The following is a 15,538-nucleotide window of genomic DNA, read 5'->3' on the forward strand; positions in this document are numbered from 1 at the left end:
CTCGAGTTCTTTGGAGGTATCTATGTCAGATACGAAGGCGAAGAAGACAAACAGACGTTTTAAGTTCAAATTACCGCATGTCTATACGATCATGTTCTTGCTGATCGTTGTCTTTGCGGTCTTGACTTGGATCGTTCCCTCTGGTCAGTATCAGCGCAAGACGATTTCGACAGCGGCGGGCGAGCGTGAAGTCGCCGTTGCTGGAACCTATGAACAGGTCGATAAGAACTACACCGATTCCGAGACCGGCGAGACCATCAATTTGGGGCAGGATATCTTCGCGGTCCTGCAAGCGCCCACTAAGGGCATCCAGGAGGCTGCCGACGTCGTTGCGTTCGTCTTATTGATTGGCGGGTCGTTCGCAATCATCACCAAGACCAACGCTTTGAATGCCGGCATGAGCCGTGTGATTAAAAAGCTCAAGAACAAGGACATCCTCATCATTCCCATCACGATGACGTTGCTGTCCATTTGCGGCACCACGTTTGGTATGTCTGAGGAAGCCCTGCCGTTCTATGCCATCTTCATTCCCATCATGATGGGTATCGGTTATGACTCGATGACGGCATTCATCATCTGCTTCCTTGGTCCTAACCTGGGATATTGCGCTTCGACCATCGATCCGTTTAATGTTTTGATCGCCCAGGGCATCATTGGCATCGAGGGCAATCCGCAACTGTGGCTGCGCGCCGTTTCTTGGGTCATCTTCACTGCCGTCGGTATCGCATGGGCCATGCGCTACGCCATGCGCGTCAAGAAAAACCCCGAGTCGTCCATTACGTACGAGGACGATAAGCTCAAGCGTATCGAGTTTTCCGTGACCGATGCCTCCATCGAGGAAGAGTTCACTACCCGTCAGAAGCTCGTGCTTATCGATTTTGCTTGCGGTATGGGCATTATCGTCTGGGGTCTTGTTACCCAGGGTTGGTACATGAATGAGATTTCCGCCGTGTTCCTTGGCATGGGCTTGCTTGCCGGTATCCTGGGCGGTCTTGACCAGCAGACGATTGCTGAGGAGTTCGTTAAAGGTCTCGCCGACTTTGCGTACGCCGCCATCGTTATCGGTATCGCTCGCGGTATTCTGGTCATCGCCGAGGGCGGCATGATCATCGACACCATCCTCCAGGCGCTCGCTACTGCGCTCGCCGGTGCACCCGCCGCCGTCTACACCACGTTTATGCATGTCGTCCTTGGCCTGCTCTCTTTGCTGGTTCCCTCGAGTTCTGGCCTGGCGGCACTCACCATGCCCGTTATGGGCCCCCTGACCGAGCTCATGGGCCTCAATCCCGAGGCGGCCGTTACCGCGCTCCAGTTTGCCAACCAGACCATCAACACCATCAGTCCCGTGGCGGGCATGACGGTTGCCGGCCTTGGCGTGGCTAAGATTTCGTTTGGCCAATGGTGGAAGACCATTTGGAAGTTCTTCATTTTCATGGTCGTCTTTGGCCTGATCGTAACGGCAATTTCTGGCATGCTTCCGGCGTAGGTGGTTGTGATGTCTGATCGTTTGACGGTCCTGACGTCTAAGAGCGTCTTTACCGGTACGGGGGACCTGCCGTTTGAAGGTTTCGTAGCGGTCCGTGACAATCGAATTGAGGCGGTTGGCACCAACTGTGAGCTAGCTTCGTATTTGACCCAGGCGGACGAGGTAGTTGACCTGGGCGACCGCACCGTCATGCCTGGCCTGATCGATGTGCATACCTTCTATACAGGCTGGGCGCTGCGGACGTTGGGGCCTGATCTGTCCGGCATCGCTGATGCCAAAGAGGCCGTGTCGCTCTTGCGTGCATGGAAAGAAGATCATCCGGATTGCGCGGCGGTTTTTGGCCACAACCTACCCGAAACGTTGGCATCGGATGCCGAGAACGCAAATACGGCGGCTGTGTTTGACGATTGTTTTGGCGATATCCCTGTCGTCTGCTTTACACCGGGTGCGGAGACCTGCGTTCTCAGTGCTGCCGCCAGTGCGCGATACGGCTTCACACCCCAGGCGTGCTATGCCGAGAAGATCTGGCGCATGATGAGCGATTTCCTCGCGCTGCCCGAGGTACGTGCGGGGTATTCGGACTACATGAGCATGCTTAACGAGCGCGGCGTTACCGCCATCAAGGAGATGGCGTTTGATGACTACTACGGTTTTGCCGACGAAATGGCTCGCCGTGAGGAATCTGGTGAGCTGACGGTTCGCGTCTCTATGATGTCGCAGCCGGTGGGTGCCGGTGCAAATCTGTCGTATGCTCGCGAGGCACGAGAGCGCTTTCGGGGACCGTTCGTTCGTTTTTCTGGCTTCAACCGTATGACCGATCGCGGCGTATGGGCGGGGCTTGCCGAGATGATTGACCCCTATGAGGACACGGCCGATGCGGGAGCTGCCGGCAAGACGGTTGTCGAGGAGCCCGAGTGGGATCTGATTGAGAACGAGCTGCGCGCAATTGATGCTGACGGCTTCCGATATTCCTTGCATTGCCAGGGCGATGGCGCCGTTCGTCGCACCGTGGCGCTCTATGCCTCGCTGCCTCGAGACGAGCATGGACGGTTGCTTCGCCGCCATGCGATTACCGATCTCGAGAACTCTGATCCGACCGATCTTGTCGAGTTTGGCAAGTTAGGTGGAATTTGCGAGGTCTATCCGCAGATTTTGACGCTGGACCGGCGCGAGGATTGCCTGTCGATGATGCGTCGACAAATTGGCGAGACGCGACTTTTGCACAGCTGGAATCGCCGCGGCATGGAAGATTCCGGATGCACGGTGTGCTGTGGTACGGATTTGCCACTGCTGATTCCGAGCCTGGGCGAGTCAATCTACAGCGCGTGCGGTGGATACTTCGACGATGGGCTGCCCGTGAATGAGGCCAACGCGCTGACGCTTGTCGAGCTCTTGCGTGCTTGGACTGCCGGGGGCGCGTACGATCTGATGCGCGAAGACGAACTGGGTACGCTTGAGGTCGGCAAGCTTGCCGATATCTGCGTGCTCGATCGGGATGTGTTCGACCTCGATTATCGCGACGCACGCGATCTTTCGGTTGATATGACGATGTCGGACGGACAAATCGTGTTCGATCGAAATAAGGAGGCATAAGATGTCTGAATCCAAACCGACGCTGCGCCGCGAACAGATTGCGGGCATGAATATCCACTACATCATGTGGTCGCTCGATTATTTCCTTGATGTGCAGCAGCGTTTGGGCTTTGAGTCCATTGAACTGTGGTGTGCGGAGCCGCATGTGACGCTCGACCACACGGGCTACTTTGAGGCTGAGGTCCTGGCGAAAAAGGCTGCAGGCCGTGGGCTTAGGTATCGTACTCTGTGCCCCGAGAATGTTGTCTATCCTTGGCAGTACTGCGCACGCAAACCGCTGCATGAACAGCGCAGCCTGGCGTACTTTAAGCACGGCATTGAGCTTGCCGAGGTACTTGGGTGCGACCGTATGTCCGTCAACTCGGGCTGGGGCGACTGGGACGAGGACCGCGAGGAAGCCTGGAAGCGCAGCCGCGAGCACTTGTCCATTCTGGCGGAGTATGCCGGCGAGCACGGTCTGGTGCTTACGATGGAAAGCCTGCGTCCCGAGGAGAGCAACCTTGTAACGACGGTTTCCGATGCGAAGCGCATGATTGACGAGGTCGCGAGCCCGTACTTACAGCCCATGGTTGATACAACCGCGATGGGCGTTGCGGGCGAGACGCTCGAGGACTGGTTTGCCGCCTTTGGTGATGGGGCAATTCACGAGATGCACTTTATCGACGGTGACCCGTATGGCCATCTGGTGTGGGGCGATGGCAAGCACGATATGGACGCCTTCGTCGCCACGCTTAATGCCCATGGTTTCGATGGCATGCTGGGCCAGGAAATCACGGACGGGCGTTACTACGATGACCCGGCGGCGGCAGATGCCAAGAACATGGCCGCATTCGAGAAATATCTGATTGACTAAACCAACTATCGGCCACGCAGCCAACGTCATTGATTGCGGACCAAACAAGAAAGGAACTGGATATGAACGCACACGATCTGATCAAAGAGGCAATTGCCGAGAAGGGCAAGTTCGACAGCGTCTACTGGATTGCTTGCGGTGGCTCCATGATCGATTTGATCCCGGCTCATGAGCTTCTGCAGCGCGAGGCAACCACCTTCACTTCGTATATCTATACGGCTCGCGAGTTTGATATCATGCGCCCGCGCCGCTTGGGTGAGAAATCCCTGGTCATTGCTTGCAGCCACAGTGGCAACACCCCCGAGGTCGTCGAGGGCTGTGAGATTGCCCTTGCTGCCGGCGCTACGGTGATCGCCCAGACCGACAACGCTGGATCTAAGATCGACTCCGGCAAGTGGACCACGTGGGTCTACCCGTGGGGCGAGGGTGTGCCGCAGGCCGAGGTCCCCGCTGGTATTTCGCTGTCGCTTGCGGCAGAGCTGCTCGATCAGCAGGAGGGCTACGCCGATCTTGCCGATATGTATGCCGGTATCGCCGAGATGGATAAGATTCTTCCCCCGGCACGCGAGAAGGTAAATGCCGAGCTGGGCGATCGCTTTGCCAAGCTTTGCCAGGAGCACGAGTTCTTCTATATTCTGGGCAGCGGTCCCAACTTTAGCCAGACCTACGGTTTCGCTATCTGCTCTCTTATGGAGATGCAGTGGCAGCACTGCAGCTACATCCACTCTGCCGAGTACTTCCATGGCCCCTTCGAGGCTACTCAGGATGGCGTTTTTTACTTCCTACAGATGGGCTCCAGCGAGTGCCGTGCTATGGACGAGCGCGCCCTGGCGTTCCTTAAGACGCATACCGATACGCTGATGGTGCTCGATGCCAAGGAGTACGGTATGGAAGCCGTGCCGGCGAGCGTCCGTGCCTATCTGGACCCGGTGCTGTTCTATGCCATGAACTGCGAGCTGCGTGCTGCACGCGGCAAGGTGTTTGATCACGATCCCGATTTCCGTCGCTATATGGGTGTTGTCGAGTACTAGAAGGGACAAAGGCCATGGCATTTAACGTTAACGCGCTCGGATTTGGCGACAACGTCGTCGATCGCTACGAGCATATCCATACCATGTATCCTGGCGGCAATGCGGTGAACTTCGCCGTTTATGCCAAGAAATGCGGTGCCGCACGCTCCGCATACATGGGCATTTTTGGCAATGACGCCGCTGCCGAGCATGTCATTGCAAGCCTCGAGGATGAGGGTATCGAGCTTGACAAGTGCGAGCAGATGATTGGCGAGAACGGAGCGGCTCGCGTCACCGTCGTTGACGGTGACCGTGTCTTCCTTGGCTCCAACGAGGGCGGTATCCGTGGCGATGCGCGCTATGTCCTCGATCGCTTTGACCTTTCGTACATGAAGCAGTTCGATGTGGTTCATTCGGGCAACTATTGCTTTACCGAGCGCGAGCTGCCCAAGCTGAAGGCTGCGGGCGTCACGGTCTCTTTTGACTTTTCGGACGACTCCACCGACGAGTACTACGAGCAGATTGCGCCCTACGTCGATTTCGCTTTCTTTAGTGCGGCGGATGCCGCGAGTGAGGACGAGATTCGCGAGCGTCTGGCATGGGTGAAGGGCTTGGGTCCGCGTTTTGTGTCGGCTACGGCGGGCGCCGAGGGCTGCATTGCTTACGACGGCGAGCGTTATTACCGCCAGCTGGCTAAACCGGTAACGGACATGAAGGACACCATGGGGGCGGGCGACTCGTTCCTCACCTCGTTTTTGATGTGCTATCTCGATTCCGCCAAGCGTGGTGAAGATGGCGCCGAGGCCATCGAGCGTGCGCTCGACTTTGCTGCCGGGTTTGCCTCGACCGTGTGCGGCATGGAAGGTTCTTGGGGCCACGGAGCACCAATCGTCGAATAGCTTAAGAAAGCGTACGGCGGTCTGGCTATGAGGCTTTGGACGGCCGATGCAAAACAATAAGCGAAACGCGAAAAGGGGGCTCGCCATGTGGTGGGTCCCCTTTTGAACATTGGAGAAGACCATGAGTATTAAAGCGTGCGCGGCTGGTTTTTGCTGTGCGGACGTCTATCAAAACATCGGCGTGTTCTATCCGACTGGTAATGGCATTGACTGGGGTATCCATCTTGCACGAATGGGAGTTTCGGTATCCGCCGTGTCGGTTGTCGGCAAGGACGAGTACGGAGACAAGATGAGAGAGGCGCTGGCCGCTGAGGGGTTCGATATCTCACATCTGCGGGTGGAGGATGGCGACACCTCGGTGATGCTCATGGCATTGAAAGACGGCGTCGATCGCGTGCATCTCGAGGCAATCGATGGCGTAATAGAGACATATCGACCGAATGAAGATGACCGGGCGTTTATCCTAGAGCATGACATCATTCATACCGACCTGTTTGGCAATTGTTTGGACCTCCTGCCCGAATGGCATGATGCGGGCAAGACGGTGGTTATGGACTTCTCGGTGTTCAGCCAGGATCCCGAATATGCCTGCGAGGCTCATTTTCCTTACGTAGACTATGCGTTTATGTCGTTTGAAGAGGACACTCCGGAGCTGCGTGATTGGGTACGTCACGTACAGAAGTTGGGGCCGCGGGTGGCAGTTGCCACGCTTGGCGAGAAGGGAAGCATTGCCTTTGACGGCGAACGCTTCTATGAGTGCGGGATCGTACCGGCGGAGAAGGTCGTTAACACCGTGGGCGCCGGTGACTCGTATATCGCCGGGTTTACCAAGGGCGTGATTGATGGCCTTGATATTCCGGCGTGTATGAAGGCGGGCGCCGAGCTTTCGTCCCGCGTCATCGGCTCTTTTGAGCCGTACTAGGGTCAAATGCTTGGAAAGGAGTGCGAAATGGTTATCGACATGTTGGTCCAGCCCATGCTCTACGGCGAGATCTATACGCCGGGTGATGAGCCTGATGGATTCGGTTTTTGGTCACGAGAATTTGGTATGGGGCATATGGGCCCCATGGATTGGGATGAGCTTCAAGTCGAGATGGACGTCTGCGATGTGCAGAAGAGCGTGCTCATGCCGCTCGATGTAACCACGGCATGCGGAGGGCATTTTGGCACCAATGACCAGATTGCCATGCTGGTTGCCGCGCATCCCGATCGTCTGTGGGGATTTGCGAGCGTAGATCCGCAGGTGAGCGGTGCCGCAGACGAATTGGGGCGCGCCTTTACCGAGTTGGGGGCAAAGGGGCTTTGCCTGCATCCGGCAAAGCAGGGTTTTGCTCCCGATGATGCCGTGGCCGAGCCGCTTTACGAGCTGTGCGAGCGCTATAACAAGCCGGTAGTTTTCCATGCCGGTATGTCTTGGGAGCCGGGCGCAGAGCTCTCGCGCAGTAATCCGCTTGTATTTGAGCACACAATCGCAACGCATCCAAATGTGCGTTTTAGTTTGACCCACTTTGGCTGGCCCTGGGTGCGCGAGACCGTGGCGATGCTGCTCAAGTATCCCAACTGCTACACGGACACCTCTATCACTTACATCGATTCGCCCGAGGAGATGATGCAGCGTCTTTTCACGGTCGATATGGGGCCGCTGTGGTATGAGCGCGCGCTATCGCATCAAGTGATGTTCGCCAGCAATACGCCGCGCTTCCGTGCGTTCAAACTCAAACGGGCGCTCGATACCGTGTCCATGCGCGATGATGCGCGAGAAAGGCTCTACTGGGGTAATGCCCTGCGTTTTCTTGAAGGGGATGAGTGAACATGGTGACGCTCGAGACATTGAGCTATCTATCGACTGCTCCGGACCAGTTCATCGATATTACCGAAGACGTGCACGCTGCCATTGAACGCAGCTCGGTGACGAATGGCTTGGCAGCGATTATTTTGTCGCATACGACCTGTGGAATCGTGGTAAACGAGGGGCTGCCCTGCGTGGAGACGGATCTTATGGAGACGCTTGATCGCATCGCCCCGCTAGATGCCCCCTATGCGCATGCACACTTCCTGCCGAGCTATGGAGCCACCGGCAACAACTCCTGTGGGCATATCAAGAGCATGATTTGTGGAAACAGCTGCTTCTTTCCCGTCCAAGATGGCCACATCGTGTGTGGAGGTGCGCAGAACATCTATCTTGCGGAGTTTGACGGTCCGCAGAAGCGAAAAGTGTACGTCGAGGTGCTGGGGGAGTAACGTCCCTGCAATAACCCTATGAAGGAGCACGCTATGTCGTTTCTAACCTCGATGTTCAAGACCGAAAAGCCGGTTATCGGAATGCTGCACCTGCGTCCTCTGCCGGGCGATCCACTGTATTACCCGGGCGGAAGCGTGTCGCAGGTCGTGGAAGCCGCCAAGCGCGATCTCGAAGCGTTGCAACGGGGCGGTGTCGATGGCATTTTGATTACCAATGAGCTCTCGATGCCCTATGAGCAGCACGTTTCTCCCTCAACCCTTGCATCGATGGGCTATGTAATCGGGGTTCTGTCCCATGATTTGTCGACCCCTTGGGGAGCTGAAGCTATTTACGATGGTGATGCCACAATCGAGCTGTGCGCTGCCGTCGATGCGCAGTTCACGCGCTGCAATTTTTGCGGTGCCTGGGCCGGTGATCTCGGGCTGATTAACCGAGATTTCGCTCACACCATGCGTCGCAAGACGGCGCTGCGCCTGGACGACCTCAAGCTTTTTCACTTCATCACGAGCGAGGGGGAGGTTTATCTCAACGACCGCACGACTGCGGACATTGCCGATTCACTTCTCTTTAATTGCCTACCGGATGCGATGGTCATCGGCGGTTCGGCTGCCGGTCGTGGTGCTTCGGGCGAGCTTGCCGATGAGGTCCGCGAGCGTGTTGGCGAAGTGCCTGTGGTATGTGGCACCGGTTGTCGCGAAAATACCGTGGCTGACGTATTTGCTCACTACGATGGCGCGTTTGTCGGCACCTGCTTAAAGCGCGACGGAAAGCTGGATGCCCCGGTTGATGTTGAGCGGGTAGTTCGTTTTATGGCTGCCGCTCGTACGGCGCGAGGGGAGTAGGCACCTATGGCGTTCTATCTGGGTATTGATATTGGGACAAGCGCCTCTAAAGGCGTTTTAATCGATGATCGATGCAATATCGTTTGCCAGGCCTCTTGTGGACACGAGACGGACAACCCGCGTGATGGATGGTACCAGCATGATGCGGAGGCAGTTTGGTGGGGAGATTTTTGCCGCTTGTCGCGCGAGCTGGTGGTGCGATCGGGGGTTAATGCGGCGCAGATTGGATGCGTGGGCCTTTCCGCATTGGGTTGCGACTGCGTACCGGTCGATACCGAGTGCAACGCGCTGGCACCCGCGATTTTATATGGAGTCGATGCACGTTCGAAGCCGCAGATTGACGAGCTTCTTTCCGAATATGGGCCAGATCGCGCACGCGAGCTTTTCGGGCACGATCCCTGTTCGTCAGATATTGCTCCAAAGATCTTGTGGTTTAAGGAGAATATGCCCGAGGTGCACGAACGTGCCGCGAAGTTCCTGACGGCGTCATCGTTTCTGTGCGCGAAGTTGACGGGGCGTTTTACGGTGGACCGTTATTTGGCGGAGGATTTTCTTCCCCTATACGATCGCTACACTTGGAAGGTTGATGCTCGGGAATGTGCTCGTTTCTGCCGGCCTGACCAGATGGCGGAGGTAATGTCGGCTACCGATATTGCCGGGGTGATTACGCAGCGTGCGGCTGAGGCGACGGGGCTCGTGGCAGGGACACCTGTCTTGGTGGGAACGGGCGACTCTGGTGCCGAGGCCATTTCGACGGGTGTATTCCGTCCCGGCGATATGATGGTTCAGTTGGGGAGCACGGCGTATTTCATCTACTTAGCTGATCATATGGTCGATGATGCTCGCCTGTGGCCAGGGACGTTTATCATTCCCGGAACTTACGGGATCTGCGCGGGGACCAATACAGCGGGTGCACTCACATCGTGGCTGCGCCAAGAGCTGTATCGCGACGCGGTAGAGGCCGAGGGCCACGGTGGCCCCGATGCATATTCGGTTATGGCGCATGATGCCGCCGATGTGGCGCCGGGTGCCGATGGGCTCCTGTGTCTGCCGTACTTTGCGGGGGAGCGTACTCCGCTCAACGATCCCGAGGCGCGTGGCGTCTTCTTTGGCCTGACCGGAAGGCATACGCGAGCCCATATGGTTCGCGCCGCCTTGGAAGGCGTCGCGTATACCGTTGCATCCCATGTCGACATTATCGAGCGAGAGCATGGACTGCCAATTGGGCGCATTATGCTTGTCGGAGGTGGAACCAAGAATCCAATTTGGATGCAAGCTATCGCCGACGTATGCGGGCGCGAGGTCTCGGTTGCCAAGGTTACGGTGGGCGCATGCTTCGGTGATGCTATTATGGCAGCTCTCGCAGGTGGCGCCTATACATCATGGGATGAACTCGCCCGAGTCCTTGGCGTTGCGCAAACAATCGTGCCCGATATGACTGCCCACGAGCTATATGCGTCGCGTCGTCATATCTTTGACGAATTGTATACACGCAACCGTGATCTCATGCACGAATTGGTGTAATGCCGCCGAACTGTACCGCCTTCCAATAAGGACTGCGTTGTGCGATTCGCATGTCCCTTGGCATTTTTGCCCACAGGGGTTAGCGAAGGTCAAAAACAGAGCGCGCATTTGCTAAAACTGCCGATTCGATGTGCTTTATGTCACATTTTTTGAGCGAGGCGATGCGTTCTGAGGTCCTTGTGAGCGATCTGATGAGCGATTGCGCGCTTGTTTCTGTGTTTGGCTCGGCCGGCGCATCGGTCTCGAGCAGTAGACGGTCGAGTGGAATCTGTCGTGTGTATTCGCGTCCTCGTTTAGATGCGAGCATGCGTTCGTTGACGGAAAAATAGCAGCCCGCATTACGCGCGCGGACGAGTTCGTCCGAAGTGCCGCTAAACCAGTGGAAGATGATAACGGGGGAGTCGGAGTTTGGGATGAGTAGTCCATGCGATTCGAGGACGTCCAGTACGGTTCCCGCCGAACGAACGGCGTGAATTGATATTACGCGCCCGGTAAGAGGATGCTGCACGAGCGCATCGCAGAGCCGGTCAAATGTCTGTATTTGTAGCGGTTCGCTTCCGGCAAAGCGCGCGGAAAAGTCGAGTCCTACCTCGCCGATATAGCGCTCTTGGTCAGCGACTTCGCAAAGCAGATTGACTTCGGCAGGACCACATCGTCCGTCGGCGAGCCACCAGGGATGGAGGCCGATGCCGGCAAAAATATTTGAACGGCTGCAGGCGCGCTTCTTGGCGCGTGCAAAGTCGTGCGGATCGACGCCGCAGTCAAATAGAACCAGGCCCAGCGCCGTTGCCTCATCGGCAACGGCGTCCGGGTGAGCCATTAAATCGAGATGACAGTGCACATCAAACAGCTGCAGCTTCATCGTGGCGCACCCTGCTAGTCCAAGCGCTGGCCATCGGCGCGCACGCGCTCGCACCCGCGCCCGCTAATCTGGCGGATAACCTCGCCGGCAATCATCTGACCCATGATGGGCGGCATAAAGCTGGCGGTTCCCAGCTCGGTGCGCTCGTGGATGTTGGAAGGATCGCGGGGCTGTGTCTTAACCGATTCCTCGCAGCTAAACAGTACGTGTAGGCTCTTGATTCCGCGCTTCTTACATTCTTTGCGCATAATGCGGCTCATGGGGTCACGTACCGTATCGAAGATGTCGGCAAAGCGGAGGCACTCGGGATGGAGCTTGTTGGCCCCGCCCATGGAACTAACCAAACGAATGCCGTGGTCCTGAGCATATTTGGCAATGGTGAGCTTGGCCGAGATGGTGTCGATGGCGTCGACGACGTAGTCGAGCTTGCCGCCCGTCTGCTCCAAAACGCTCGCGAAGAAATCATCGATGTTGTCGCTCAGCAGGTATTCGGTACGCTTGATGACGGTGGCGGCAGGATTGATATCGTGGATCATGGCTTCCATCACGTCAACCTTGCGCTTGCCGACGGTGCTATGAAAGGCGATGGCCTGGCGATTGATATTGCTGGGCGCGATGATGTCCTTGTCCAGAATGACGAAATGACCAATGCCGCCACGGGCAAGTGCCTCGCAGCAGTTAGAGCCCACACCTCCGCAGCCGAGTACCAGCACCGTGGCATCGGCGAGCTTGTCGAGTGCCTCGCGGCCCATGATGATTTCGAGCTTGGTGTCGCGTGTCTCGACGAGTGCAGCAGTTTCGGTCATAGACATCCTCCGATGGGGAAGCGAATCGTGTTTTAGCTATCGCCATTATAGGTATTATCGCGATTCCATTTGAGCCCTAGGGGCTTGTTGAAATGAGGCAGTGATTCGCATAAGATGAAGCAGATGGCACCCGTTGCAGCGGGTTGGCCAACTCCCAAACACGTTTGTAGCGTGAGAAGTGGCCGTCTTCGCATTACGCGGGGGCGGCTATTTCATTCGACCTCCAATGTGGATGCCGAGCTCCACAGCCGCGATTACAAGCAACAACAACGTCAGGACATCGTTAATACTCATAGTCCATCTCCTTCTTGGGAAGAGGGAGCTGGCCCATCTGCTTCTGGACCCATTGTATCTAAAAACGAACGAATGTTCTATACATAACATTGCTATTAGATAATTAGACAAACATCTAAATATCGAGTATAGTGTGCACGTCGCGAGAGATAGCGAGAGGAGGTTCTATGCCGGGAGAAGGTTTTAAGGCGCTGGCGGATCCAACGCGGCGGCGCATTTTAGAACTGCTGCGCGAGGGCAATTGCACGGCGGGGGAGCTCGCCGAGCATTTCGACATAAGCAAACCGTCGCTCAGCCATCATCTGGCAACGCTTAAAAACGCCGGGCTGGTGACCGATGAGCGCCATGGCCAAAACATCGTTTACAGCTTAAATACCACCGTCATGCAGGACTTGATTGGCTGGTTTATGGGCTTTACAAACACTGAAGGTGATAAGGATGAATAACGAAAACAAGGGCATTCACGTCACGGGGGTATCGTCGCGCGTGTGGATTGCACTGGTCGCTCTGTGCGTTGCCAATGTCGCAGCGCATCTGATAGTGATGCCGAGCCTGCCGGCGCAGATTCCCACGCACTGGGGCGCGAATGGCGCCGTCGACGGTTGGGGCCCTAGCTGGATGGCCTCCGCGCTCGGCGTGTTGCCTCTGGCACTTCTCGCGATGTTCTACGTCGTGCCACGCATTGACCCCAAGGGCGAGGCGTATCGGACCTCGGGTAAGTTCTATCAGGGCTTCGTAATCGCCTTCACGCTGCTCATGTGTGCCATAAGCTGGCTGGGGGAGCTAACGGTGTGGGGCATCGTGCCGGTGGTAGGAACGGTCAATTTGCTGGTATCAGGCGCTATCGGCTTGCTCTTTATTGGTATGGGCAACTACTTACCGCGCGTAAAGCAGAACTACACGCTCGGTATCAAGACGCCCTGGGCGCTTGCCGATCCCGAGAACTGGCGCCGTACGCAGCGTTTTGGCGGTGCCTGCTTTATGGTGCTGGGCGTTGGCCTGATTGTGATGGGCGTGGCGGGTAGCGTGCTTTCGAGTGAAGTCGTCGCCGCGGTGATTGCGGTTCTGGCGTTTGGTTCAGCTGGAGCTGCCTACGTCTATTCGTATCTGCTGTGGCGCAAATCGCAGCGAGCCGCTCGTTAAGGTTGCGGAAAACTAGCGTACGCAGTTCATAGTATGTTCCGAGGGACTTTTCCCAGGTAGTATTAGGGGGTGTGGGCAACCATGCCCCTTTTTCGTTTAGTTTCAGAGCTGGTTTCCTCATTTCGTTTCCACTAAAGCGAATCAAGAATAGGGAAACAGAAGGTAGAAAGGATAAAATAGGCAAATGGCGGAGTTTATCTACCAGATGTATCAGGCTCGTAAGGCCCATGGCGACAAGGTGATTCTTGACGACGTGACCCTGAGCTTCTATCCCGGTGCCAAGATCGGCGTCGTGGGCCCCAACGGCATGGGCAAGTCGACCCTGCTCAAGATCATGGCCGGTATCGAGGAGGTCTCCAACGGCGATGCAAGGCTAACCCCCGGCTACACCGTGGGCATCCTGCAGCAGGAGCCGCCGCTCGATGACGACAAGACCGTCATCGAGAACGTGCGCATGGCGTTTGGCGATATGATCGCCAAGGTCGATCGCTTCAACAAGATCGGCGAGGAGATGTGCGACCCGGACTGCGACATGGACGCCCTCATGGCCGAGATGGGCAAGCTTCAGGACGAGATCGATGCCGCCGATGGCTGGGATATCGATTCCAAGCTCGGCCAGGCCATGGACGCCCTGCAGCTGCCCGATTCCGACATGCCGGTTAACGTGCTCTCTGGCGGCGAGCGCCGCCGCGTGGCCCTGTGCAAGCTGCTGCTCGAGGCTCCCGACCTGCTGCTGCTCGACGAGCCCACGAACCATCTGGACGCCGAGTCGATCCTGTGGCTCGAGCACTTCCTGCACAACTACCAGGGTGCAGTGCTGGCCGTCACACACGATCGCTACTTCCTGGATAACGTTGCCGAGTGGATCTGCGAGGTCGACCGCGGTCACCTCTATCCCTACAAGGGCAACTACTCCACGTATCTGGAGACCAAGGCCGCGCGTATCGAGGCTCAGGGCAACCGCGATGCCAAGCTCGCCAAGCGCATGGAGGCCGAGCTCGAGTGGGTGCGCAGCTCGCCCAAGGCTCGTCAGGCCAAGAACAAGGCCCGTCTGGCTCGCTACGAGGAGATGGAGGCCGAGGCCCGCGCAAGCCAGAAGCTCGACTGGACCGATATCCGCATTCCCGTTGGACCGCGTTTGGGTAACAAGGTGCTCGAGGCCCATCACCTGCACAAGGAATTCGACGGTCGCGTGCTCATCGACGACCTTTCTTTCACCCTGCCGCGTAACGGCATCGTGGGCGTCATCGGCCCCAACGGTGTGGGCAAGACTACGCTCTTCAAGACCATCGTGGGCCTGGAGCCGCTGACTTCGGGCGAGCTCGAGGTGGGCGAGACCGTCAAGATCTCCTATGTCGATCAGAACCGTTCTGGCATCGACCCCGACAAGAACCTGTGGGAGGTCGTCTCGGATGGTCTGGACCACATGATGGTCGGCGAGACCGAGGTCCCCAGCCGCGCGTACGTGGCGAGCTTTGGCTTTAAGGGCCAGGACCAGCAGAAGCGCGCTGGCGTACTCTCCGGTGGCGAGCGCAACCGTCTGAACCTGGCGCTCACGCTCAAGCAGGGCGGCAACCTGCTGCTCCTCGACGAGCCCACGAACGACCTCGACGTCGAGACGCTGTCCTCGCTCGAGGCGGCGCTGCTCGAGTTCCCGGGCTGCTCGGTGGTCATTAGCCACGATCGTATGTTCCTGGACCGCGTCGCCACGCACATTCTGGCGTGGGAGGGCACCGACGAGAATCCGGGCAACTGGTATTGGTTCGAGGGCAACTTTGAGGCCTATCAGGCCAACCGTATCGAGCGCCTGGGTGAGGACGCAGCCCAGCCGCATCGTATTCACCGTAAGCTGACGCGCGACTAGATCGTTACGCGGTTTTCCAAACCGCGTAACTGCTCGACGCTGCGCGGGTCGCAAGCACCCCATCTTGCCGTTCAAGCCGTCGCTCGCGTACCGAAGTACGCGTCGCTCCTCTTTCACGGC

Annotated in this window: 15 protein-coding genes; 13 read left to right on the forward strand and 2 right to left on the reverse strand. The window is 57.2% G+C overall.

What is annotated here, in order from left to right; all coding sequences use genetic code 11:
* Positions 1 to 22: 22 nt before the first annotated feature.
* The 10 genes from DW112_RS07185 to DW112_RS07230 all read left to right on the forward strand — a co-directional run bounded on the left by DW112_RS07185 (position 23) and on the right by DW112_RS07230 (position 10,449).
* On the forward strand, positions 23 to 1,486 hold the full coding sequence (locus DW112_RS07185) for a YfcC family protein (RefSeq protein WP_118328645.1): 1,464 nt from the start codon (positions 23 to 25) through the stop codon (positions 1,484 to 1,486).
* 9 nt (positions 1,487 to 1,495) lie between these two features.
* Positions 1,496 to 3,079, forward strand: a complete 1,584-nt coding sequence (locus DW112_RS07190) for an amidohydrolase (RefSeq protein ID WP_118328646.1) — start codon at positions 1,496 to 1,498, stop codon at positions 3,077 to 3,079.
* A gap of 1 nt (position 3,080) precedes the next feature.
* Positions 3,081 to 3,932, forward strand: coding sequence for a sugar phosphate isomerase/epimerase (locus DW112_RS07195; protein WP_118328647.1), 852 nt, complete (start codon positions 3,081 to 3,083; stop codon positions 3,930 to 3,932).
* A gap of 62 nt (positions 3,933 to 3,994) precedes the next feature.
* Positions 3,995 to 4,963, forward strand: a complete 969-nt coding sequence (locus DW112_RS07200; protein WP_022094440.1) for an SIS domain-containing protein — start codon at positions 3,995 to 3,997, stop codon at positions 4,961 to 4,963.
* 14 nt (positions 4,964 to 4,977) lie between these two features.
* Positions 4,978 to 5,841 (forward strand): PfkB family carbohydrate kinase, encoded by an 864-nt coding sequence (locus DW112_RS07205; RefSeq protein WP_035138847.1) that lies wholly within the window; start codon positions 4,978 to 4,980, stop codon positions 5,839 to 5,841.
* 121 nt (positions 5,842 to 5,962) lie between these two features.
* Positions 5,963 to 6,763 (forward strand): fructoselysine 6-kinase, encoded by an 801-nt coding sequence (gene frlD / locus DW112_RS07210; protein WP_118270194.1) that lies wholly within the window; start codon positions 5,963 to 5,965, stop codon positions 6,761 to 6,763.
* A 27-nt stretch (positions 6,764 to 6,790) separates the two neighbouring features.
* Positions 6,791 to 7,651 (forward strand): amidohydrolase family protein, encoded by an 861-nt coding sequence (locus tag DW112_RS07215; protein WP_233539055.1) that lies wholly within the window; start codon positions 6,791 to 6,793, stop codon positions 7,649 to 7,651.
* Positions 7,652 to 7,653: 2 nt separating this feature from the next.
* Positions 7,654 to 8,082 carry a secondary thiamine-phosphate synthase enzyme YjbQ gene (locus DW112_RS07220; RefSeq protein WP_117735290.1) on the forward strand — a complete coding sequence of 143 codons (429 nt, stop codon included), beginning with the start codon at positions 7,654 to 7,656 and terminating at the stop codon, positions 8,080 to 8,082.
* 33 nt (positions 8,083 to 8,115) lie between these two features.
* The gene (locus DW112_RS07225) at positions 8,116 to 8,925 is read left to right on the forward strand and encodes a BtpA/SgcQ family protein (RefSeq protein ID WP_233539054.1); all 810 of its coding nucleotides are present in this window, start codon (positions 8,116 to 8,118) and stop codon (positions 8,923 to 8,925) included.
* 6 nt (positions 8,926 to 8,931) lie between these two features.
* Positions 8,932 to 10,449, forward strand: coding sequence for an FGGY-family carbohydrate kinase (locus DW112_RS07230; RefSeq protein ID WP_118256440.1), 1,518 nt, complete (start codon positions 8,932 to 8,934; stop codon positions 10,447 to 10,449).
* A 79-nt stretch (positions 10,450 to 10,528) separates the two neighbouring features.
* Here DW112_RS07230 and DW112_RS07235 read toward each other — a convergent pair whose 3' ends face one another.
* Positions 10,529 to 11,311, reverse strand: coding sequence for a TatD family hydrolase (locus DW112_RS07235; protein WP_118256441.1), 783 nt, complete (start codon positions 11,309 to 11,311; stop codon positions 10,529 to 10,531).
* A gap of 14 nt (positions 11,312 to 11,325) precedes the next feature.
* On the reverse strand, positions 11,326 to 12,117 hold the full coding sequence (locus DW112_RS07240) for a ThiF family adenylyltransferase (RefSeq protein WP_369832451.1): 792 nt from the start codon (positions 12,115 to 12,117) through the stop codon (positions 11,326 to 11,328).
* Between the two features lie 461 nt (positions 12,118 to 12,578).
* Here DW112_RS07240 and DW112_RS07245 point away from each other — a divergent pair, with 461 nt between their 5' ends.
* From DW112_RS07245 to ettA, 3 genes are all read left to right on the forward strand, one after another.
* The gene (locus DW112_RS07245; RefSeq protein ID WP_022094448.1) at positions 12,579 to 12,857 is read left to right on the forward strand and encodes an autorepressor SdpR family transcription factor; all 279 of its coding nucleotides are present in this window, start codon (positions 12,579 to 12,581) and stop codon (positions 12,855 to 12,857) included.
* On the forward strand, positions 12,850 to 13,554 hold the full coding sequence (locus tag DW112_RS07250; protein ID WP_118270138.1) for an SdpI family protein: 705 nt from the start codon (positions 12,850 to 12,852) through the stop codon (positions 13,552 to 13,554). Before DW112_RS07245 ends, DW112_RS07250 begins: the two co-directional genes overlap by 8 nt.
* Positions 13,555 to 13,738: 184 nt before the next feature.
* Entirely contained in the window at positions 13,739 to 15,418 is a 1,680-nt protein-coding gene (gene ettA, locus DW112_RS07255; protein ID WP_055251458.1) for an energy-dependent translational throttle protein EttA, read from the forward strand.
* Positions 15,419 to 15,538 lie beyond the last annotated feature (120 nt).

The organism is Collinsella sp. AM09-41 (genome assembly GCF_003473245.1).
GTDB lineage: Bacteria > Actinomycetota > Coriobacteriia > Coriobacteriales > Coriobacteriaceae > Collinsella.

What these genes read in the sequence shown, in the direction of transcription:
- DW112_RS07235 (WP_118256441.1), bottom strand. Translation starts at nt 11,311, where the DNA reads ATGAAGCTGCAGCTGTTTGATGTGCACTGTCATCTCGATTTAATGGCT.
- ettA (WP_055251458.1), top strand. Translation starts at nt 13,739, where the DNA reads ATGGCGGAGTTTATCTACCAGATGTATCAGGCTCGTAAGGCCCATGGC.
- DW112_RS07250 (WP_118270138.1), top strand. Translation starts at nt 12,850, where the DNA reads ATGAATAACGAAAACAAGGGCATTCACGTCACGGGGGTATCGTCGCGC.
- DW112_RS07230 (WP_118256440.1), top strand. Translation starts at nt 8,932, where the DNA reads ATGGCGTTCTATCTGGGTATTGATATTGGGACAAGCGCCTCTAAAGGC.
- DW112_RS07205 (WP_035138847.1), top strand. Translation starts at nt 4,978, where the DNA reads ATGGCATTTAACGTTAACGCGCTCGGATTTGGCGACAACGTCGTCGAT.
- DW112_RS07215 (WP_233539055.1), top strand. Translation starts at nt 6,791, where the DNA reads ATGGTTATCGACATGTTGGTCCAGCCCATGCTCTACGGCGAGATCTAT.
- frlD (WP_118270194.1), top strand. Translation starts at nt 5,963, where the DNA reads ATGAGTATTAAAGCGTGCGCGGCTGGTTTTTGCTGTGCGGACGTCTAT.
- DW112_RS07195 (WP_118328647.1), top strand. Translation starts at nt 3,081, where the DNA reads ATGTCTGAATCCAAACCGACGCTGCGCCGCGAACAGATTGCGGGCATG.
- DW112_RS07200 (WP_022094440.1), top strand. Translation starts at nt 3,995, where the DNA reads ATGAACGCACACGATCTGATCAAAGAGGCAATTGCCGAGAAGGGCAAG.
- DW112_RS07245 (WP_022094448.1), top strand. Translation starts at nt 12,579, where the DNA reads ATGCCGGGAGAAGGTTTTAAGGCGCTGGCGGATCCAACGCGGCGGCGC.
- DW112_RS07190 (WP_118328646.1), top strand. Translation starts at nt 1,496, where the DNA reads ATGTCTGATCGTTTGACGGTCCTGACGTCTAAGAGCGTCTTTACCGGT.
- DW112_RS07185 (WP_118328645.1), top strand. Translation starts at nt 23, where the DNA reads ATGTCAGATACGAAGGCGAAGAAGACAAACAGACGTTTTAAGTTCAAA.
- DW112_RS07240 (WP_369832451.1), bottom strand. Translation starts at nt 12,117, where the DNA reads ATGACCGAAACTGCTGCACTCGTCGAGACACGCGACACCAAGCTCGAA.
- DW112_RS07220 (WP_117735290.1), top strand. Translation starts at nt 7,654, where the DNA reads ATGGTGACGCTCGAGACATTGAGCTATCTATCGACTGCTCCGGACCAG.
- DW112_RS07225 (WP_233539054.1), top strand. Translation starts at nt 8,116, where the DNA reads ATGTCGTTTCTAACCTCGATGTTCAAGACCGAAAAGCCGGTTATCGGA.